This window comes from Ralstonia nicotianae (genome assembly GCF_018243235.1).
Classification (GTDB): domain Bacteria; phylum Pseudomonadota; class Gammaproteobacteria; order Burkholderiales; family Burkholderiaceae; genus Ralstonia; species Ralstonia nicotianae.
Window position 1 is genome coordinate 78386 of sequence record NZ_CP046674.1, and the last position, 20585, is coordinate 98970.

Genomic DNA, 20585 nt, shown 5'->3' on the forward strand with positions numbered 1-20585 from the left:
TTCTTTTGTGGGTAATGGTTGCCGGTCATCCTGCCGGCTTGAATGACGCGCATCAGGCGGTTGATCAGGCCGCGTGATGCGATCGCCAGACGAGCGTAGTGGAGCCCAGCTTTCTGGAGCCTTTCGCAAATCCCTCCGGCTGCTTGACTGTTGCGCGCCCGCACGCAACGAGTTGCACACTTCGCATCGGGAGCCGGGCTAGCGTGTCGGACGTCCCGCCCCCGATCCCGCGCCCCCATGCATCCATCCCCAACTGAGCGGCCTGCAATTGCTGCAGGCCATGGCCCGCGGCGAGCTGCCGCGCGCCTCCATCAGCGACACCATCCCGATGACGATGGCGTCGATCGACGCCGGCAGCGTCCGCTTCACCGCCCGCGCCGACAAGCGCCACCTGAACCCGCTGGGCGGCGTGCACGGCGGCTTTGCGGCGACAGTGCTGGACTCAGTCACCGGCTGCGCGATCCACTCGATACTTGAAGCCGGCGTGGGCTACGGCACGGTCGACCTCAGCGTGAAGAGGGTCAAGGCGGTGCCGGAGGACACCCCGCTGGTGGCCGAAGGGCGCGTGCTGCACGTGCCGTGCGCAATCGGCTCACGGCGTGCGGCCCTCATGCTGGCGCCACCGCGGCTCGGCCGCGATCGTCGGTGTCCGGCGGGGCATGCGCCGGCCGGAGCCGCTCGCGCCGCCTGCGCCCCCCAAGGCAGGCTGACGCCGATGCGCCGGCCGCTCAATGCAGCGCCGGCAGCCCGGCGGTGCGGACGTACTGGAACAGATCGGTCTCGCGCGCCAGGCCGAGCTTGCGCAGCGCCATGGTCTTCTGCGTGCTGACGGTCTTGATGCTGGAACCGAGCCGGCTGGCGATCTCCGACACCGCCATGCCGCTCACGTAGAGGCTCACCACTTCGCGCTCGCGTGCGCTCAGGCCCTGGAAGGCCTCGCGTGCGCCGATGCCGAAGCCGCCTTCCAGGACGATGGTGGGGCTGTAGTAGGGCAGCCCGCGCGCGCTTGCCGCGACGGCGTGGCCGACATGCGCCAGATCGTCGCGCTTGCTGACGATGCGGCGCACGCCCAGCTGCTGCATGCAGCGCAGCAGCGCCGGGTTGCAAACCATGGTGCAGACCACCACCGCGCACTGGGGATGCCGCGCGCGCAACCGCGTCAGCAACTGCATGCCGTCGGACGCCGCGTCGCCGTTCATGTGGTAATCGGTGACGACGACATCGCAGTCGGTGGACTCGAGCAGCGCCAGCAGCGCATGGCCGTCGTGCGCCTGCGCGATGATCTTCTGCCGGGGAAATTGCTGGATGGCGGTGGCCAGTCCCATCAGGATGACGGGATGGTCGTCCGCGGCCACGATGGACAGGAACGGTGACATGGGCGGCTCGTCGGTTGGAAGCAGGGCGGCAGATGCCGGCCGGGAACGTACCGCAATGACCTTACCTGCGCCTGGCGTCCCATGACATCGGAATCGTCCGACTTTGCCGCCGGCGTGACATGCCGGCACAAGCGCGGCGCCCATCCGGCCCTGGAGACCGGGCCATCACCCTCAATCGGCCTGCACCCGCGCCAGGAACGCCGTCGTCGACAGCGGTGCGGCCCACAGGTACCCCTGGCCGGTGGCACACCCCAGCGCGAGCAGGGCCCGCCGCTGCGCATCGGTCTCCACGCCTTCGGCCACGCACTGGAGCCTCAGCGCGCCGGCCAGTTCGATCATCGTGCGGCAGACGATGCCGCGCTGGCTGGACAGACTGACCGCCTCGGTCAACGCGCGGTCGATCTTGAGGATGGTGAAGGGCAGATCGGCCAGCAGCTTGAGCACGGCAAACCCCACGCCGAAATCGTCGATCGCCAGGCCATGGCCGAGTTGCCGCAGGCGGTGCAGCGCCACCGCGAGCCGGGCCGTCTCCGCCACCGGTGCCTCGTCGCTCAGCTCAATGACGATGCGCGCGGGGTCGATGGCCGCGTCGCGCATCGCGGTGGCGATGCGATCGATGGCACCCTCGCGACTCAGGGTCTGTGCCGAGGCATTCACGCCGATGGGCAGCGCGATGGACTGCGCCGCCAGGGCATGCTGGACGCGCGCGCAGTGCCCAAGCACATGGAAGAACAGCGCATCGGCCAGGCCCAGCGCTTCCAGGCGCGGCACGAAGGCTGTCGGCAAGACACGGCCATGGACGGGATGCAGCCATCGGCACAGGGCCTCCGCGCCAACCACGCGATCCGTGACGAGATCATGCTGGGGCTGCAGCACCACTTCGATCTGCCCGGGCGTATCGTGCACCAGGGCGGCAAGCTCATCGTCCGAGAAGGCCGGCGGCCGGACCGCGCTCAGCGGCGTGGCTTCACCGTCGCGCGTGGCCGCTTCGTACAGCAACGGCAGCACATGCTCGGGGCGCAGCGGCCCGCACAGGCCATGCGCATGCGCCAGCCCCATGGCTTCGGTCAGGCCGATATGCGATTCGAGCAGCGGTCCTTCCTGCGTGCCGACCCACGCCCAGACCGGCGCCTGCCGCGCGGGCGGGCGACCGTCGTGCAACCGCATCCGCTGCATCAGCGCCGAGCCGTCCATCCCCGGCATGGCGATGTCGCACAGCACCAGGTCGAACTGGCACAAGTGCAGCAGGTCCAGCGCCTCGCGTCCGTCACCGGCGGCCAGGATCTGCTGCACACCCAGGGTCTGCAGCACCTGCCTGGCAGCGGTACGCTGCCCAAGCTGACCGTCGACCACCAGTACCGCGAGCTGCGCGAAACCTTCCATCGGCCATTTCCCGGTTGTCGTTTGCAGGACGTACGCGGCGCACATCCGTATGCGCTGTCATGCCTGTGCCGTGTGCAGTCATTGAAGCACCGGCAACGGCGGCTTGCCAGGTCATGCCCGGAAAAAACAAAGCCCGTGCAGTTCTTCAACTGCACGGGCCTTGAGCGATTCCCCCAACCTTTTGAGCGTCCGGCACCGGTGTCGGCGGCGCCAGGATGGAGGAAATCGTGCCCTAAAAAAATGAAGCCCGCAACAGGGGCGGGCTCAAAAGGGGGGGAGTGCTCTCTAAAGAGAGAGCAAGGTCAAGTTTAGTGGAGAGGTATCGCATGGACTGTCCGGGTACCGCCGAATCGCTTGTAGGACAAAGACCGACGCATTTGCACGAGGATCGCGACATAAAGCGCGTGGTTCTGCACCTGTTGCCGGCATCCACGTGACCGGGCGCGCGCTTTGGGAAAAATCGGCCACCCGCGGGGCGCCAATTCCGATGCGCCGCTTAAAACGCCCGCTGGAAAATCAAGCGGCGTTGCGACCGGGCAACGCTGTCCGGAATGAAACGCGTAGCAACAGGGGATAGGGTAGCCGGGATTCGGTCCAGGGGGAAACGCGGGAACCGTCGGCACAAAGAAAAATGGCCCGAGCACCAGGTGCTCGGGCCGCAATCCACCAAGGAGGGTGGAGGAGACAGTTCCCACTATAGCGAAAGCATTGCTGCGTTGCAATAAGGACGAGCGGTTTAATGTAACAAAGCGTTGCCAGGTCACCACGACCCCGGGAAACGATTGCAGCTGTCACGATATGGCGCAACGCAACAAACACTGCGGCGCGCCTCGGAAACAACCATTCCGCAGGCGCGCCACCTATAACTTCAGGGTTTTTAGCCAGAGTGTCTGCTTACTTCATAGCACCCGTTCAGAACGCCGGCAGAATCGCGCCCTTGAATTGGGTCTCGATGAACTTGCGCACCTCTTCCGACTGATAGGCGTGCACCAGCGTCTTCACCCAGGGCTGGTTCTTGTCTTTCTCGCGCACGGCGATCAGGTTGGCGTACGGGCCCTGGCGGTCTTCCAGCGCGATGGTGTCCTTGGCGGGCGTCAGGCCGTTCTTGACCGCGTAGTCGGTGTTGATGGCAGCGGCGTCCAGGTCATCCAGCGAGCGCGGCAGCTGGGCGGAGTCGAGCTCGACCAGCTTGATCTTCTTCGGGTTCTCGACCACGTCGCGCGGCGTGGCGTTGCTGCCGTTGGTGCCGGCGCCGGCCTTCAGCTTGATCACGCCGGCCTTCTGCAGCAGCAGCAGGGCACGGTTGCCGTTGGACGGATCGTTCTGGATGCCGACCTTGGCGCCTTCCTTCAGCGCGGCGAGCGACTTGATCTTCTTCGCATAGAAGCCCATCGGCGCGACATAGGTCAGGCCCACGTTGACGATCTTGTAGCCGCGCGCCTTGACCTGCCCGTCAAGGAAGGGCTGATGCTGGAAGCCGTTGGCATCCAGGTCGCCGGCGTCCAGCGCCGGGTTGGGCTGGGCGTAGTCGTTGAACTCGATGATCTTGATGTCCAAGCCGTCCTTCTTGGCGACCTTCTGCACCACTTCCCAGATTTGCGCGTCGGGGCCGCTCATGGTGCCGAGCTTGATCGGCTTGGATTCGGCGTGGGCGCCGGCGGCGATGGCCAGGGCGATGGCCGGCAGGGCCGCGCGCGCGATGCGGGAAAACAGAGACATGGGAGAAACCTCGTGGATCTTGTCGTGAAAAAGTGCCGCCCGCGGGGTCGCCGGCGACGTGGCGCGATCGTGTCACACGCGCGCGCACGACAGAACAATTTTTTGGGCATGTCGATATGCCCGGAAACGGTGCAAAGCGCGGCGCCGGGTTCCCGAGCGACGGACCGGGCCGGGGATGCTCAAGCGGGGATGTCGTCCTCCATGGCGGGCTGATCGCTGGCCGGCAGCGCGACCACGAAGCAGGCGCCGCCGTCGGCTGGCGTCTCGACCCAGATCCGCCCGCCGTGTGCGCTGACGATCGCCTCGCACACCGCCAGGCCCAGCCCGACGCCACCCGTGGCGGACTCCTTGTCGCCGCGCGTGAACTTCTCGAAGATGACGCGCTCCGCCCCGGCCGGCACGCCGGGCCCGTGGTCACGCACGCGCACGCACATCTCGTCGCCGTGCGCGGCGTCGTGCACCACGCCGGCGGAGATGCGCACCTCGGTCCCGGCCGGCGCAAACTTGCCGGCGTTCTCCAGCAGGTTGGACAACACGCGCTCCATCAGCGGGCCGTCGCAGCGCAGCAACGGCAGGTCGGCCAGGTCATCCACCACCACGGCGTGCGTGGGCAGCGGCGTCCCCTTGAGCGCCGCCCCCACCAGTTCCTCGATCGACTGCCACTCCAGCCGCAGCTTGACGTCGTGGTTCTGCAGCCTGGCCATGTCGAGCAGGTTGGTGACCATCGCGCGCATGCGCTGCGCCTGTTCGCCGATGGCCTCGGCGGCCTCGGCCTGCAGCGGCGACAGGGGCGGCTGCGTGCGCAACAGGGTCTCGGCCATGCCCGCCAGCCCGGTCAGCGGCGTGCGCAGATCATGCGACACCGCCGCCAGCAGCGAATTGCGCAGCCGCTCCGATTCGATGCGCAACAGGGCGTCCTGGGCGATCTCCACGTAGTGCACGCGCTCGATGGCGATGGCGATCAGCGTGGCGCAGGCGTCGATCTGGCGGCGGTTGTCGGGCTGGGCCAGCACCTGGAAGGTCTCGGGCTCGACCGCCAGCACGCCGCGGATGGCCATCGGCGCCTTCAGCGGCAAGTAGAGCACCGAGCCCGAGGGCAGCGTATGCGTGCCGGTGCCGGCCGGCTGGCCGTGCTGGCAGGTCCAGTCGGCCAGCACGCGGTCGAGGTTGGGCATGCCGGACGGCGCATCGGGCGTGCCCTCGGGCCTGGCCACCTGCGCGGCGCCCAGGCGGCCGTCGGGCCCGACGAAGAAAAAGGCGCACCGCCCGCCGAAGGTCGCGTTGACGAAGCGCCCGCCGATGCTGACGATCTGGTCCAGCGTCAGCGCCGCCGACAGTTCGCGGGCCGCCTCGTACAGCGCGCGCGCGGCGGCTTCGCGCTGCACGGCCGCCTCGGCCTGTTCGCGCAGGCCCGCGGTCAGCTGGCCAACCAGCAGGCCGACCGCCAGCATCACCGCGAAGGTCAGCAGGTATTGCACATCGCTGACGGCGAACGAGTAGCGCGGCGGCACGAAGAAGAAATCGAACAGCGCCACCGACAGCACCGACGCCAGCGCCGCCGGCCCGCGCCCGTGCCGCATCGCCACGGCCACCACGGCCGCCAGGAACAGCATGACGATGTTGGCGAGATCGAACACCGGCCGCACCAGGCTCGACAGCAGCGTCGCCGCGCCCACGTACACGCAGGCGGCCAGGTAGGCCGGGCGCAGCCAGGTGCCCTCGGCCTCGGCGGCGGCGCGCTGAGCGGTGTCGCGCACATCGACGCGGCCGATGCTGGCGGCGCGCGGCGGCAACTGCACGCGCGCCGGATCGGCGGCGGCGCGGATCACATCCACCTCCGGGCACTGCCGCGCCAGCGACTCGGCGAAATCGCCGCTCGGCAGGCGACGCTCCAGCCCGATCGCCAGGCGCAGCGCCACGACGATGGCCCGCGCCGAGCGCCAGCGCCTGGCCGGCGGGCGGCCGACCACGACCTTGGTGATGTTGTGGCGACGGACATAGCCGGTGATGGCCTCCACCGCGTTGGTGCCGGCCAGCGTCTCGATCCTGGCGCCGGCGTCCTCGGCCATCTTGAGCAGCGCGTGCAGCCGCTCGGCGCGCGCATCGGCGGCGCGCAGATGCGGCATCACCACGGCCACCGCGTGCCAGTCGCATTCGAGTTGCGCGGCCAGGCGCGCGGCGCTGCGGATCACCTGCTCGCCGTCGCCCTGCGGGTCGAGGCAGGCGACGATGGTCTCGCGCGTGCGCCAGACGTTCTCGATGCGGCGCGCGCGGCGATAGGCCTGCACGTCGTCGTCGACGCGGTCGGCGGTGCGGCGCAGCGCCAGCTCGCGCAGCGCGATCAGGTTGCCCTTGCGGAAGAAGTTGCGCGCCGCGTGCCGGGCCTGCTCGGGCAGGTAGACCTTGCCCTCGGCCAGGCGGCGCAGCAGCTCGTCGGCGGGCAGGTCGACGAGGATCACCTCGGCCGCGCTGTCGAAAACCGCATCCGGCACCGTCTCCCACACGCGGATGCCGGTAATGCTGCCGACCGCCTCGTTCAGGCTGTCGAGATGCTGCACGTTGACCGTGGTCCACACGTCGATCCCGGCGGCGAGCAGGTCTTCGATGTCCTGCCAGCGCTTGGGGTGACGCGAGCCGGCCACGTTGGAATGCGCGAGCTCATCGACGAGGATCAGCGCGGGCTTGCGGGCCAGCGCGGCGTCCAGGTCGAACTCGGGCAGGGTGCGACCGCGATACTCGACCTGGCGCGGCGGCAGGTGCTCCAGGCCCTCCACCAGCGCGGCGGTCTCGGCGCGGCCGTGGGTCTCGACCAGCCCGACGACCACATCGATGCCCTCGGCCCGCGCGGCCTTGGCGGCCGACAGCATCGCGTACGTCTTGCCGACGCCCGCCGACGCGCCGAAATAGATGCGCAGCTTGCCGCGAGCGGCTTTCTGCTCGCCGGATTGGAGCTCGGCGAGGAGGGTGTCGGGGTTGGGGCGGGTTTCGTCCATGGGAGGTATTTTGGCTGAGCTTTATGCCCAGTGAGTTTTGAGCTTGGTGGTGCATCCTGTGTTTCGTCCCCTGCCGGGGCTGACTCACTTTCTTTGTCTTGCCAAAGAAAGTAAGCAAAGAAAGGCGCGCCCGAGATGGCGACTTCCCCTTGAATTTTTGATACCGGGCGGGGAAGGGGGCAAACTCGCCTCGCTCAGACAAGCCCCCTTCCTTTTTCCGCCCGGTATCAAAAATTCAAGGCGCCATCTAGGGCAGGAACGGCCAAACCATCGGTACTCATAGGCAGACGCCAAAGCCAGTCTTGGTAGCGTGACTCGTGTCAGATGGTTTGCTTTGCCCTTGCCCTATGCGGCGCCTTGAATTTGTGTTGCAGGGAGGAAAAAGAGAGGAGGCTGTCTGAGCGAAGCGAGTTTGCCTCCTCTCCCTCCCTGCAACACAAATTCAAGGAGGGGGTCGCCGCATCGGGCGCGCCTTTCTTTGCCTACTTTCTTTGGCAAGACAAAGAAAGTAGGTCAGCCCCGGCAGGGGATGAAACAAGGGATGCACCACCAACAAAAAACCCGCCCCCCAAAGACCATCACTTCAAATCACCCAACCCCAGATTCAACTCCAGCACATTCACCACCGGCTCCCCGAACACCCCGAGAATCGGTGCCGTGGTGTGCTCGGCCACCAGCGTCTTCACGCGCTCAACCGGCAAGTGCCGCGCACGGGCGACGCGCTCGACCTGGTAGGCAGCGGCGGCCGGGCTGATATGCGGATCCAGCCCGCTGGCCGAAGCCGTGACCAGGTCCGCCGGAATCGGCGCGGTATTGGCGGGGTCGGCTTCCTTGAGCGCCGCGATGCGGGCCTTGGCCGTGTCCGTCAGGGCGGGGTTGCTCGGTCCGAGGTTGGAGCCGCTGGAGGCCGCGCCGTTGTATGGGTTGGGCGAGGTGGCCGAGAGCCGTCCCCAGAAGTACTGCGGTTCGCTGAAGTTCTGGCCGATCAGCGCCGAGCCGACCGGCTTGCCGCCGCGCTCGATGATGGAGCCGCCGGCCTGGGCGGGAAAGGCCGCCTTGCCGATGCCGGTCACCACCACCGGATACAGCACGCCGGTGACGAGCGACAGGCCGACGAAGATGACCAGCGCCGCGCGCAGCAGGCCGCCCTGCTGCGGTGCCTCGGCGTGGGCGGGTTGTGTCGTGGTTGCCATGGTGTTCTCCTCAGACCCAGCCCATCGCGGCCAGGAACATGTCGATCAGCTTGATGCCGGGGAAGGGCAGCAGCAGGCCGCCCAGGCCGTAGATCCAGAGATTGCGGCGCAGCAGCGCGGCGGCGCCGAGCGGGCGGTACTTCACGCCCTTGAGCGCCAGCGGGATCAGGAACACGATGATCAGCGCGTTGAAGATCACCGCGCTCATCACGGCCGACGCGGGCGTGGCCAGGCGCATCACGTTGAGCGCGGCCAGTTGCGGATACGTGGTCGCGAACGCCGCCGGGATGATGGCGAAATACTTGGCCACATCGTTGGCGATGGAGAACGTGGTGAGCGAGCCGCGCGTCATCAGCATCTGCTTGCCGATCTCCACGATCTGGATCAGCTTGGTCGGGCTGGAATCCAGGTCGACCATGTTGCCGGCCTCCTTGGCCGCCTGCGTGCCGCTGTTCATGGCGACCGCCACATCGGCCTGGGCGAGCGCGGGCGCGTCATTGGTGCCGTCGCCGGTCATGGCGACGAGGCGGCCCTGCGCCTGCTGTTCGCGGATCAGCGCGAGCTTGGTCTCGGGCGTGGCCTCGGCGATGAAGTCGTCGACGCCCGCTTCGGCCGCGATGGAGGCGGCGGTCAGGCGGTTATCGCCGGTGATCATCACCGTCTTGATGCCCATCTGGCGCAGCTCGGCAAAACGCTCGCGGATGCCGGCCTTGACGATGTCCTTCAGTTCCACCACGCCCATCACGCGGTCGTTGTCGGACACCACCAGCGGCGTGCCGCCCTTGCGCGCCACGTCTTCCACGGCGGCCAGCACGGCGTCGGGGAACTTGCCGGCCAGCACCGTCACGTGCGTGCGGATGGCATCGGCGGCGCCCTTGCGGATCTGGTGCGCTGCGTCGCCCAGGGCCACATTGATGCCGCTCATGCGCGTCTGCGCGGAGAAGGGCACGAACACCGGCTGCGACCGCGCCAGCGCCGCCTCGTCGACGGCGGCCTCGCCCAACTGGCGCGCCAGCGTGACGATGCTGCGGCCCTCGGGCGTCTCGTCGGCCAGCGACGACAGCCACGCGGCCTCGGCCAGCGCCTTGACCGTCACGCCCGGCGCGGGGATGAAGCGCGAGGCCTGGCGGTTGCCGTGCGTGATGGTGCCGGTCTTGTCGAGCAGCAGCACGTCGACGTCGCCGGCGGCTTCCACCGCGCGGCCCGAGGTGGCGATCACGTTGGCCTGCATCATGCGGCTCATGCCGGCCACGCCGATGGCCGACAGCAGCCCGCCGATGGTGGTCGGGATCAGGCACACCAGCAGCGCCACCAGCACGGTGATGGTGATTGGCGAACTTGTCACGCCCGCGGCCTTCATCACCTCCACCGAGAAGATCGAGTACGGCAGCAGCGTGACGGTCGCCAGCAGCAGGATGATGGTCAGGCTCACCAGCAGGATGGTCAGCGCCAGCTCGTTGGGCGTCTTCTGCCGCTTGGCGCCTTCCACCATCGAGATCATGCGGTCGAGGAAGCTCTCGCCCGGGTTGGCGGTGATGCGCGCCACGATCCAGTCCGACAGCACGCGCGTGCCGCCGGTGACCGACGAGAAATCGCCGCCGGACTCGCGAATCACCGGCGCGGATTCCCCGGTGATGGCGCTCTCGTCCACCGAGGCCACGCCTTCGATGACCTCGCCGTCGCCGGGCACCATGTCGCCGGCTTCGATGAGGACGATGTCGCCACGGCGCAGCGCGGTGGCCGCGCGCGGCTGCACGCGGTCGCGCCGCTGGGGATCGGCCAGCACCTTGGCCTGCACGGTGGTCTTGATGCCGCGCAGCGAGGCGGCCTGCTGCTTGCTGCGGCCCTCGGCCAGCGCCTCGGCAAAGTTGGCGAACAGCACGGTGAACCACAGCCACACCGACACGGCGAGGATGAAGCCCGCCGGCGCCTCGGCCTGGCCGCGCAGCGCCATCACCCACAGCAGGGTGGTCAGGATGCTGCCGATATAGACGACGAACATCACCGGGTTCTTGGCCTGCGCGCGCGGCGACAGCTTGCGGAAACTGTCGACGATGGCGGGCCTGACCAGTGCCGGCGCGAACATCGACAGCCGGCGCACCTCCTTGGCGCTCAGCGGAGGATGCGCGCCGGGGTGCGTGGTGGTGCGGGCGGGCGCGGCGGCATGGGCGGCAGCGTCCGTGCTGTCCAGGCGGTGCTTGACGGTGCGCACCACCGGATCGGATTCAGGATAGCGGAGAGCCATAAGGCACCTGTTGAATGCGAATGTGCGAATCGGGGTAACTGCGGGGCAGCTGCGGGGGCAACCGCGGCGTCAGCGCGCGAGATGTTCCGCGATGGGGCCCAGCGCCAGCGCCGGGATATAGGTGAGCGCGCCCACCAGCAGCACGGAGCCGATCAGCAGCACGACGAACAGCGGGCCATGCGTGGGCAGCGTGCCGACCGTCACGGGCAGGCGCTTCTTGGCGGCGAACGTCCCGGCCATGGCCAGCACCGGCACGATGATCCAGAAGCGGCCCAGCCACATCACGATGCCCAGCGCGACGTTGTAGAACGGCGTGTTGGCCGACAGCCCCGCGAACGCGCTGCCGTTGTTGTTGGCGGCCGACGAGAAGGCGTACAGCACCTCCGAGAAGCCGTGCGTGCCGGGGTTGAAGATGCCGGCGCGGCCGCCCGAGGCCAGCACCGCGACGGCCGTGCCCACCAGCACCAGCAGCGGCGTGACGAGGATCGCGATGGAGGTCATCTTCATCTCGAACACTTCGATCTTCTTGCCGAGATATTCCGGCGTGCGGCCGATCATCAGGCCGGCGATGAACACCGCCAGGATGGCGTACACCAGCATGCCGTACAGGCCCGAGCCCACGCCGCCGAAGACCACCTCGCCCAGCTGGATCAGGAACATCGGCACCAGCCCGCCGAGCGCGGTCAGCGAATCGTGCATCGCGTTGACCGCCCCGCACGAGGCCGCCGTGGTGATGGTGGCGAACAGCGCCGAGGCGACAATGCCGAAGCGCGTTTCCTTGCCCTCCATGTTGCCGACGGCCTGGTCCACGCCGAGGTGGGCGAGCATCGGGTTGGCATGCAGCTCCGCCCACATCTCGAACACGGCCAGCACGACGAAGAGAATCGTCATCGAGGCCAGCACCGCCCAGCCCTGGCGCCGGTCGCCCACCATCGCGCCGAAGGTGAAGCACAGCGCCGCCGGGATGAGGAAGATCGACAGCATCTGCACGAAGTTGGCCAGCGGTGTCGGGTTCTCATACGGATGCGCGGAGTTGGCATTGAACGGGCCGCCGCCGTTGGTGCCGAGCATCTTGATCGCCTCCTGCGAGGCGATCGGGCCCATCGGCAGGGTCTGCTTCTGCGTGGTGGCCTTCTCCGTCACCGGGTTGCCCTGGGCATCCTTGATCGGGTTGCCTTGCGCGTCGGTCTTCGGGTTGTCGTAGGTGGTGGCGGTGACGGTGGTCACCTCCTTGTAGGCGTCGAAGTTCTGGATCGCGCCCTGGCTTACGAAGAACACCGCCACGATCACCGACAGCGGCAGCAGCACGTACAGCGTGCCGCGCGTGAAATCCACCCAGAAGTTGCCGATGGTGCTGGCCGAATGGCGGGCGAAGCCGCGGATCAGCGCGATCACCACCGCGATGCCGGTGGCCGCCGACAGAAAGTTCTGCACCGCCAGCCCGAGCATCTGCGTCAGGTAGCTCATCGTGCTTTCGCCCGAGTAGCCCTGCCAGTTGGTGTTGGTAACGAAGCTGACCGCCGTGTTGAACGACGAATCCGGCGTGACGGCGCCGAAGCCCTGCGGGTTCAGCGGCAGCCACGGCTGCAGACGCTGCAGCGCATAGACCGCCAGCGCACCCAGCACGTTGACGGCGATGACCGCCAGCGCGTAGTGCTTCCAGCCCATCTCCGCACGCGGATCGACGCCCGCGATGCGATACAGCAGCCGCTCGACCGGCCGCAGCCAGTGCGCACGCGACGGCGCGTCGCCGAACACGCGGGCCATGTAGGTGCCGAGCGGCCGGGCCAGGACCAGCAGCACGGCCAGGTAGATCGCCAGCTGGAGGAGGAACGCATTCATGGTGTGCCTCGCAATGGAATCAGAAGCGCTCCGGCCACAGCAGGGCCGCGAACAGATAGATCAGCAGGGCCACCGTGACGGCCCCCGAGACGGCATAGAGCCAGGTCATTGCTTGGTCTCCATGGCGTGCGTGACGGGCTGGTCGCGCTTGGCGAGCCGGGCCGACAAGGCGAGCAGCCCGCCCACGGCCAGGGCCAGCGCCGCAAGGCCGCCGAGATAGATGAGGTCCATATGCGCCCCCTTTTTGTTCAGGCGATGGTCAGAACGTCTTGGTCACGGCCAGCAGCGCGGTCGCGCGGCCCATGTAGTTGCCGCGCGGGTTGGTGTAGGCCAGGCGCGAGGCGTTGGTGTCGATGTACGCGAGCGATGCCGTCCAGCCGCTGCCGAAGTCCTTCGTCACGCCGATCTTCCAGTCGGCGTACGAAGCGCGCGGGCTCTGGTGCTTCACGTCCTGGTAGCCGACGTGCAGGTTCAGCGTCAGGCCCCAGAAGCCGGTGTCGAAGTTGCCCGACAGATCGAAGTACTGGCTGTGGTGCGAATCGGCAAAGCCGAACAGGTTCGAGAACGCGTGCGAGTACTTGAAGGTAACGGGGCCGTAGCCGATCTGCGCGTAGCCTTCGGTGGTGTGCGGGCGCGTGAAGCCCTCGGGATAGCTGCCCGGGTAGTAGTACTGCAGCACGCCCACGTCGATCGGCACATTCTTGGCGATCTCGGTCTTGTAGCCGCCGTAGAAATCCATCTCGATCGGCGCCGAAACGCTCGAGTTGGCGTCGCTCAGCCAGCTGATCGACGCGTTCCAGTTGCCCACGTAGAAGCCCTCGGGCAGCAGGCCGGCAGGGATCGCATAGTCGAAGCCGCCCTGGATCGCCGGCTTGTTGTTGGACTGCATGATCCCGCGATAGCGGTACTGGCTGGCCAGCGTGACGTTAGCCGTCAGCGCGGGGGCGGGCGCGGCCGCCGAGGCGGTATCGGTGGATTGCGCATGGGCGAGCGTCCCGTTCAGGACGGCGGCGCAGAAGACAACGCCACCGATGACGGTGGCGCGCGATGGAAACAGCTTGGCTTGCATGGACCTTTCCCTTGTTGTTTTGGGTGCCGCGCGGCCCGGCGCACAGGCGCCTGGCTGGGGCCGGACGCGGCATGCACGCTGGCGCCCGTCACAGGGCCTGCGTGCACTGCAACATTAGGGAAAGGGGGGTAAAAACGGGGTAAAGGTTGGGGGAAGGGGTGTAAACAGGGTGTAAAAACGTTCCTCGCCCTGAGCGCTAGGCTCGATAGGGTTGCGTCGGACAGCCGCTGCGCGACCTCGGCCACCCAGTGACCTCTATCCAAGACCTGATTGACAGCCTTGACCTTAAATTTCTCGGTGTATCTCTGCGCGCTCATCACACCGCTTGTCAGACCTCTAGCTTGAGGCTCGCAGATGTCTACAGATGCCGGGGCGATTCAGCTCGGCAGGCGTTGTCGATGCTGTTTAATGGGGGGCCGAGGAAGAAGACGGAGGAGAAAGCGGCACGCTACCTCGTCAAAGCGTGCGTTCAGGCCACCGCTGCGCCGTCTGCGGGGGCAAATGCTCCGCCGCCTGCAATCACGCACCCCAGAACCTCAAGTCGTTCACCTTCTGGTCAGTCAGCGCTGTGGTTTGCCAACCGGGCGTCGTCGCCAGATATCCAGCGTCTGCACCCGCCGCTTGAGCATGGGACCGATCATGCTGATAGGCCGGCCAACGGTAATGGCCGTAAACGCTCATGCAGTTCACGGCGTACGCTTTAGCGAGCTCGGGGCAGTTTTCAATGATCAGCAGGTTCTCATCGTTCTTGCCGCTCGCGCTGGCGGACAAATTGTGCGATCCGGTCACCACGACCGGATGATCTCCGAACGGGTCGATCACGATCACCTTCGAATGGGTGATGGCAAACCCCATGCCGTTCAGGAACTGCTGACGCGTAAATGTCGAAACGAAGCTGCCCACTGCCTCGGCACCCTGCGGCTGAACAACGTCGAGCGCGTACGTCTTGAAATCCTCGCCGGTCAGGATCTGGAAGGTAGGTGAGGGCTTGTCCTTCGTTCCCATCGGCAGCGTGCTGACCACACCACGCACGTAGAGGCCGTTGGGCTGCGCTTTGAGGATGGTGTCCAGCGGCTCCTGGCCCGGCATGAACATGATGAACAGGATGCCGTGCTGAGCCTTGCTCACCAGGTTCACCAGCGTGTCGATATCGGCCCCGCCGTTGTGGTTTGCCTTTGACTGCGGCGCCGGCGTGAACCACACGCTCGCTTTGCTGCCGCCGTTGAAAGCGAACGGCCCCACGGGCTTGTCGTCGCCGGTGACGAGCGTTTTCGGAAAGGCGTCGCCGGCCTCGATCAGCGCATGCCAGTGCTGAAAATAGGCTTGCGCGAGTTCAGCGCTGTTGAGCGCGATGCCGTTGTTGATCTGCGTATGCAGCCCTGTGAGGGTCCAGTTCGTGCTGCCGGTCCAGACATGGGTCGGCTGGCCGTCTTCGCACACGACGACGAACTTGTTGTGCGCAAGGCCATGCGGCGCCGTCATGCGCCGGTGCAGGTCGACCTTGCCTTCCAGTTGTGTCGCTGCCTTGCTGTTCTCATCGTCGCCGGCAGTCTTCACCGAGCCGTTGGCGAGAATCACGTGCGCCCGGCCTCCGCATGCGATCAAGCCCTCGATCAGGTCATTGAGGTCGAGCTCGAACAGCGCGCAGTAGATCTCCAGTTTTGCGTTCTTGCTCACGGTGTCGACAATGCCGCGGATGGCCTTGCCCAGTTCACCGCTCAGGAATTGCATCAGCGGGCTGGTGACGTCGTTCGTGAGGTCGCGCTTGAGCGCCTGCGTCGTGTCGAGCCCATGCTGCTTGGCATAGCGGCTGACGAACTGCGAGAGGATGACGCCTCGGTTGAAGAACGCATTGGCCTCGGGTCCGGCCGATGCACCGAGCACGACGGAAACCCAAGGGCTGGCGTTCGCTTCGTCCTCCTTCAACTGATCGGGTTGGCCGATCATGGGGGTGACTCGGTAGCTCAGTTGATTCCCCACCGCGCCGTGAAGAATGGCGTGATGTGTCCAGGAAAACGTCTGAAACGGCCACGCGCTCGACGGACGCGTTTCTCCCGTCTTGGGCACATCGGCCTGGAAGCCCTTCAGATTGGGCAGGATTTCGACCACCCCGCCCGCGCTATCGTTGCGCACTTCAATTTGAAAACCCAGACAGCCGTCAATCGCGCTGATTTTGCCGTCCGTCTTTGAACACCAGACCATGAAGACGTCGTCGCAGTTTGCATAGCACTTGAGTTCAACGGCCATGACCGCTCCTTGGTGGAAGAGAGGTGCGCTGCCGGCGCACCCGCTCAGGCGTTGGTTTGAAATGATGCCTGGATCGGATTGGTGAGAACCCCTGCCGTCATTGGGATGTGTCGCCAAAAAGCAGGCGCTGAGGCTGGTTCCGCACGAGAATCGCGGTGTTCGATGCCTGTGTGTAGTCGAGAATCCATACACGATCGAACGTTGTGGGCGGCCAATGCTGCTCGGGCGGCACGCCGCCGAGCGCGGCGGCAAGCTCGGGAATCTTTCCGTGATGCCAGCAGATCAGCACCAGCTTGCCGGCATATTTGTCATCGCTGATGAGCTTGCTGGCGAGCTTGCCGTACTCGTTGTCGCCATGATCATCGTGAATGGGCAGCCCGATCGCGCTGGCCAGCGGCGTGATGGTTTCCACTGGCCGGTTGCTGTGTGCCGACGCCTGGGTGGCAAACAGGAAATCAGGCTTGCCGAACGTCGCGGGAACATAGGGCGCCAATGCTCCCGCGCGCTCATATCCCTTGGTGGAAAGCCCCGTGCCGTCAGTGAGTGCGTCTGTGCCGGGGTCTCCTGGCTTCTCGCCGTGGCGGATGATCAATACCTTGCTGGGTTTCACGGTGGCCTCCTCCCCTGGGGTTGCTTCCGAGAACGCTCACGTGTTGGGTATGGGAGCTAGCGGTGTGACCACAGATAGCAGTACCGCTGGCCATCCTCAAGATTCGGGCCGATACCTCCATCGGCAGCGATCTTTTTGATCCATCCATTCGGCTCTTGCGGCGTGGGCGTGTCACCGCAATTGTTGTGGACCCAATGTATACCGCCCGCAAATGGGATACCGCACGCCTCCAACGCGTCTCCCACTTCGATGGAATCCAAGGGCGCCGGTACGACCTTGGCGCCCTGCTGGTAACCCGAGGCGAAGACATTGTCGACCGCCACGTCGTAGTCCTTGCCGTCGGTGTCGCTCCGCAAGGTCAAGTGCGTATGAGAGAGCTCGACGCCCTTGCGGAAGACGCCATGCTTGAACGTTGGCGCGGACACGACCCGGCCAACGATCAAGGTGCCGGAGGCGGCTTGGCATTCCTGCGCTTCGTCGGCAAATGCGCCGAACGAAAGCGAAGCCAGCATGAGGCACAGGCCGGCTGATCGTCGCAACCTGGCTGCCACGCAGCGACCACCGTGAACGCGTGCAAGCGACATGCTTCCCCCCTTTTTTGGCCGCAACGCAGCGACACGGATCTGCCCGCGTGAAGGCGTTGCACTGAAATGCATGATGACCAGCGCGACCCATTGTGTTGACGCCGAGATCGCGGTCAAACCCGCAAACGACGCTTTTGATTCTGGCTGCTACCGTCTCCATCCACACTCGTCTAAAAGAATGGGTTTAGGAAGCGGACAAATCATGCACGTCAATTTACGATGCCCCGGGTACACGCGAACCTTCTTTCATTTTCCCAAAATACAGAAATAAAAGGGATTTACTGGAACCGACAGCGTGTGCCTATCGCCTGACCCTAGGTGTTGTAGCCGAAAAAACTTCATGGGTAAAACGGGACAAATGCCTATAAGCCGCAATCGATGGCAGCAAGAAAGGGCGGGGCAAATCAGAATACGGCCTACGTGCGTGCGCCACGTTATCCCGGACGCGCGCACCTTTGACGATCCATGGATGCGCATAGACGCGCCTGCCATGCGCCGCGTGGGCCCTTGGCCTTCATCCTCGCCCGTCCGCCGTTTCGCCTAGTGGATGGCTGATAACGCAAACCCCCCGACCGTCCTATACCTACACCTACGGTGTCCGGCAGCTCTCTCGCCCTTGCGTATCACTCACCGCTGGTGCCTAGCCAACGGTCGCGCGCGGCGTTGGCCGCCCGGGCTGTCATCAAGGAGGACGACCATGCGCATGCTGATCAACGTTCGAATCCCGCACGAACCCTTCAACGCCTACGTGCGCGACGGCTCCATCGCTGAGCTGATTCCACGCGTGCTCGGCGAGATCAAGCCCGAGGCCGCCTACTTCACCGAACAGGACGGCGCCCGTGGCGCGGTCCTCATCGTCAACGTGGAAGAACCGTCGCAGATTCCCACCCTGGCCGAACCGTGGTTCCTGCTGTTCAACGCGGATTGCGAGTTCCGCATCGTGATGGGGGCGGAAGACCTGAAGAAAGCCGGGTTAGAGCGTATTGGGGCGAAGTGGAAGTAGGGGAGGGCGCCGGGTAAGGGTACGCGGTCGATCTGTGAAGAAGTCATGACCGGGCAGGAATCCTGCTGGATCATGACCTGGGTTGCTGCGGGCACGGTTGAGCGTGCGAAATGGCGTCTTCAATATTGCCCCGCGACTCGCTGCGGTTCACCACTTCGGGCCACCGGCACTGCGCCAGCTGCTGTCCATAGCGAGACGCATCGCCCTGAACCGCCCGCGCCTCAAGCACAACCGAGCCCGGACAGCCATCGGCGCAGGATGGCCACGCTGTAGCGCGAATCCACTTCCGCGATGAACTGGGAGAAGTCCACGCTCGCCGCGTCGTCCGCGCGGTCGGAAATCGTCCGGATCGCCGCGAACGGCACGCCCCACTCGTGGCAGACCTGGGCCACCGCGGCGCCCTCCATCTCGACGGCCAGCGCGTCCGGCAGGGCCGCCTTCAGCACCTGGCTCTCGGCCGAGGTCGAGACAAACCGGTCGCCGCTGATGATGAGGCCGGCGTGCGCCCGCGGCGCGGCAATGCCGAAGGCGTCCATGACCTGCTGCCCCAGGAGTGCGCACGGATCGGCCAGGATGGTGCCGGCGCTCGCCAGCAGGCCTTGTGCGAGTGCCGGGTCCGCGCCGAAACGTGCCACGCCCGTCAGGGGAATCTCCCAGCGCGGAAACAGCGGCGAGGCATCGACGTCGTGCTGCAGCAGCTCGGTCGACACCACCACGTCGCCCACCGCAACCTGGGGCGACAGCGCGCCGGCAACGCCCGCGAACACAACCGCACGCACGCCGAAATGCGTGACCAGCACCGCGGCGGTGGTCGCCGCCGCGACCTTGCCGATGCGGGACAGCACCACCACGACCGCGCGGCCGTCGAGCTCGCCCTGCCAGAACGTCCGGTTGCCGATGCACACGCGGCGGGCCTCCGACAGCAGCGTCAGCAGTTCGCTGATCTCTTCATGCAACGCGGCGACGATACCGATCGGGCCGCTCGGAGTGGACGATGGAATGTTCATGCGGAGTCTCGCGCCGGACCGATCCGCTGCGTTCGAGCGAGGGTCCCGGCAGTCAAAAGTGAACCGCGGATAGTACCCTGGAAGCGCGAGCCCATGCGCCGTATCCCCGCGGAAACCGCTGATCTCGCAGGGCAGGTCCTGGCATAGGGCTTGCGTGATTCCGCTTCCTTTTCGAACGCCCGCGCCCGATGCCATCGACCTTGCCCCGACCACCCCGCGAACCCCGGGGCGCCATCGGGCGACATGCGGTGGAACACGCGTCCCGGGCGCACGGCCGCCTCCATGAACCTGTCCCTCGCTGATCTGCGCACGCTCCTGGAGCTGACCGGATGCCTCCATGAGGCCTCCCCCCACAGCCTGGTCGAGCGCCCCGAAATCACGCAGAAGCTGAGCGCGCTGCTCGGCGTGGATGTCATCTCGCACATCGTGTGGAAAGACCATGGACGCACGCCGGTGCAGACCACCACATGGGGCCGCGCCCCCGACATGAACGCGGAATACCAGCAGCACTTCCACGGGGTGGACCCCATTTCGCCGCTGCTGCGCAGCCGGCCGGATGCGCTCCTGGTGGAGGGCCTGATCAACCGGAAGACCCTGCAGCGCACCGAGTACTTCACCGACTTCCTGACCCGCTACAAGATCTATCCCGGCCTGAGCATGTACCTCGAGGACAGCGGGGGCATCCTGCTCGACTACCGGCTCGGCACCAGCGATCCGAAGCAAACGTTCGGCGAGCGCGAGCGGCTCATCCTCGACCTGCTGCGTCCGCACCTGATCAATGCGCAGCGGCTGCGATCGGCCTTGAATGCCCACCGCGACCCGACCGGCCCGGATGCCGATTGCCCCTGTTTCGTGCTCGATCCCGCCACGCTGCCGCAACCCAACGACAAGGCCCGCGCGCTCATGGCCGGACTGGACACGCATGAGCGCGACACCCTCTACGGCCTGCTCTCGCAGATCGCCGCGCAGGGGCCGTCGCAGGGGCTGGCATGGTGCGGCTTCAACCTGTGCGTGGAACGGTGCCTCGATGCGGATGGCCGCTTCCTGTACAAGGTGTACCTGCAGGCGCACACCGTGGGCTCGGGCGCCTGGTTCCAGCAGCAGTTCGACGTGACCCGGCGCGAGGGCGAGGTCTGCCACCTCCTGCTCGAGGGCCTGTCCGACAAGCAGATCGCCCAAGCGCTCGGCATCAGCTACTGGACGGTGCGCGCCCATGTCGGGCGCATTCTGGAGAAGCTGGGCATCGAATCCCGGTCGGCAATCGGGACCATCGTACTGGCGGCACGCCGGTGATTGCCGCATCGCCAACGCCGC

The 20585-nt window shown here is 66.3% G+C and carries 17 protein-coding genes and 1 pseudogene; 3 read left to right on the plus strand and 15 right to left on the minus strand.

Annotated elements, in window-relative coordinates; all coding sequences use genetic code 11:
• Nucleotides 1-241: 241 nt before the first annotated feature.
• Nucleotides 242-610 (plus strand): annotated as a pseudogene (locus GO999_RS00300) (PaaI family thioesterase); the annotation flags it as partial.
• A 118-nt stretch (nt 611-728) separates the two neighbouring features.
• Here GO999_RS00300 and GO999_RS00305 read toward each other — a convergent pair.
• The 14 genes from GO999_RS00305 to GO999_RS00360 all read right to left on the minus strand — a co-directional run bounded on the left by GO999_RS00305 (nt 729) and on the right by GO999_RS00360 (nt 17378).
• Nucleotides 729-1376 carry a response regulator gene (locus GO999_RS00305; RefSeq protein WP_016722690.1) on the minus strand — a complete coding sequence of 216 codons (648 nt, stop codon included), beginning with the start codon at nt 1374-1376 and terminating at the stop codon, nt 729-731.
• Between the two features lie 171 nt (nt 1377-1547).
• The gene (locus tag GO999_RS00310) at nt 1548-2759 is read right to left on the minus strand and encodes an EAL domain-containing response regulator (protein ID WP_019717269.1); all 1212 of its coding nucleotides are present in this window, start codon (nt 2757-2759) and stop codon (nt 1548-1550) included.
• Between the two features lie 912 nt (nt 2760-3671).
• Nucleotides 3672-4478 carry a MetQ/NlpA family ABC transporter substrate-binding protein gene (locus GO999_RS00315; RefSeq protein WP_211906453.1) on the minus strand — a complete coding sequence of 269 codons (807 nt, stop codon included), beginning with the start codon at nt 4476-4478 and terminating at the stop codon, nt 3672-3674.
• A gap of 179 nt (nt 4479-4657) precedes the next feature.
• Nucleotides 4658-7471 carry a DUF4118 domain-containing protein gene (locus GO999_RS00320; RefSeq protein WP_020833135.1) on the minus strand — a complete coding sequence of 938 codons (2814 nt, stop codon included), beginning with the start codon at nt 7469-7471 and terminating at the stop codon, nt 4658-4660.
• Between the two features lie 578 nt (nt 7472-8049).
• Nucleotides 8050-8664 carry a potassium-transporting ATPase subunit KdpC gene (kdpC, locus tag GO999_RS00325; RefSeq protein WP_016722694.1) on the minus strand — a complete coding sequence of 205 codons (615 nt, stop codon included), beginning with the start codon at nt 8662-8664 and terminating at the stop codon, nt 8050-8052.
• A 10-nt stretch (nt 8665-8674) separates the two neighbouring features.
• Nucleotides 8675-10909: a potassium-transporting ATPase subunit KdpB gene (gene kdpB, locus GO999_RS00330; RefSeq protein WP_019717266.1), complete on the minus strand. Its 2235-nt coding sequence runs from the start codon at nt 10907-10909 to the stop codon at nt 8675-8677.
• Between the two features lie 69 nt (nt 10910-10978).
• The gene (gene kdpA, locus GO999_RS00335; protein ID WP_211906454.1) at nt 10979-12751 is read right to left on the minus strand and encodes a potassium-transporting ATPase subunit KdpA; all 1773 of its coding nucleotides are present in this window, start codon (nt 12749-12751) and stop codon (nt 10979-10981) included.
• A 19-nt stretch (nt 12752-12770) separates the two neighbouring features.
• Entirely contained in the window at nt 12771-12860 is a 90-nt protein-coding gene (kdpF, locus tag GO999_RS00340; RefSeq protein ID WP_011003262.1) for a K(+)-transporting ATPase subunit F, read from the minus strand.
• The gene (locus GO999_RS24925) at nt 12857-12982 is read right to left on the minus strand and encodes a hypothetical protein (protein ID WP_011003261.1); all 126 of its coding nucleotides are present in this window, start codon (nt 12980-12982) and stop codon (nt 12857-12859) included. Before GO999_RS24925 ends, kdpF begins: the two co-directional genes overlap by 4 nt.
• A 28-nt stretch (nt 12983-13010) precedes the next feature.
• Nucleotides 13011-13820 carry a TorF family putative porin gene (locus GO999_RS00345; protein ID WP_127592093.1) on the minus strand — a complete coding sequence of 270 codons (810 nt, stop codon included), beginning with the start codon at nt 13818-13820 and terminating at the stop codon, nt 13011-13013.
• Nucleotides 13751-14137, minus strand: coding sequence for a transposase (locus GO999_RS25075; protein ID WP_371319863.1), 387 nt, complete (start codon nt 14135-14137; stop codon nt 13751-13753). The genes GO999_RS00345 and GO999_RS25075 overlap by 70 nt, the downstream gene beginning before the upstream one ends.
• Before the next feature lie 202 nt (nt 14138-14339).
• Nucleotides 14340-16067 (minus strand): phospholipase D-like domain-containing protein, encoded by a 1728-nt coding sequence (locus GO999_RS00350; protein ID WP_016722698.1) that lies wholly within the window; start codon nt 16065-16067, stop codon nt 14340-14342.
• A gap of 97 nt (nt 16068-16164) precedes the next feature.
• A complete protein-coding gene (locus GO999_RS00355) occupies nt 16165-16677 on the minus strand; it encodes a histidine phosphatase family protein (protein WP_223259671.1) in 513 nt (170 codons plus the stop codon).
• Nucleotides 16678-16733: 56 nt separating this feature from the next.
• Complete coding sequence (locus GO999_RS00360) at nt 16734-17378, minus strand: hypothetical protein (protein ID WP_223259672.1); 645 nt, start codon at nt 17376-17378, stop codon at nt 16734-16736.
• A 580-nt stretch (nt 17379-17958) separates the two neighbouring features.
• Between GO999_RS00360 and GO999_RS00365 the strand changes: the two genes are divergently transcribed.
• Nucleotides 17959-18264, plus strand: a complete 306-nt coding sequence (locus tag GO999_RS00365) for a hypothetical protein (RefSeq protein WP_011003256.1) — start codon at nt 17959-17961, stop codon at nt 18262-18264.
• Between the two features lie 221 nt (nt 18265-18485).
• On the opposite strand, the gene GO999_RS00370 is transcribed toward GO999_RS00365, so the two are convergent.
• Nucleotides 18486-19271 carry a 5'-methylthioadenosine/adenosylhomocysteine nucleosidase gene (locus GO999_RS00370; protein ID WP_011003255.1) on the minus strand — a complete coding sequence of 262 codons (786 nt, stop codon included), beginning with the start codon at nt 19269-19271 and terminating at the stop codon, nt 18486-18488.
• A gap of 282 nt (nt 19272-19553) precedes the next feature.
• Here GO999_RS00370 and GO999_RS00375 point away from each other — a divergent pair, with 282 nt between their 5' ends.
• Nucleotides 19554-20564, plus strand: coding sequence for a helix-turn-helix transcriptional regulator (locus GO999_RS00375; protein WP_011003254.1), 1011 nt, complete (start codon nt 19554-19556; stop codon nt 20562-20564).
• Nucleotides 20565-20585: the final 21 nt, after the last annotated feature.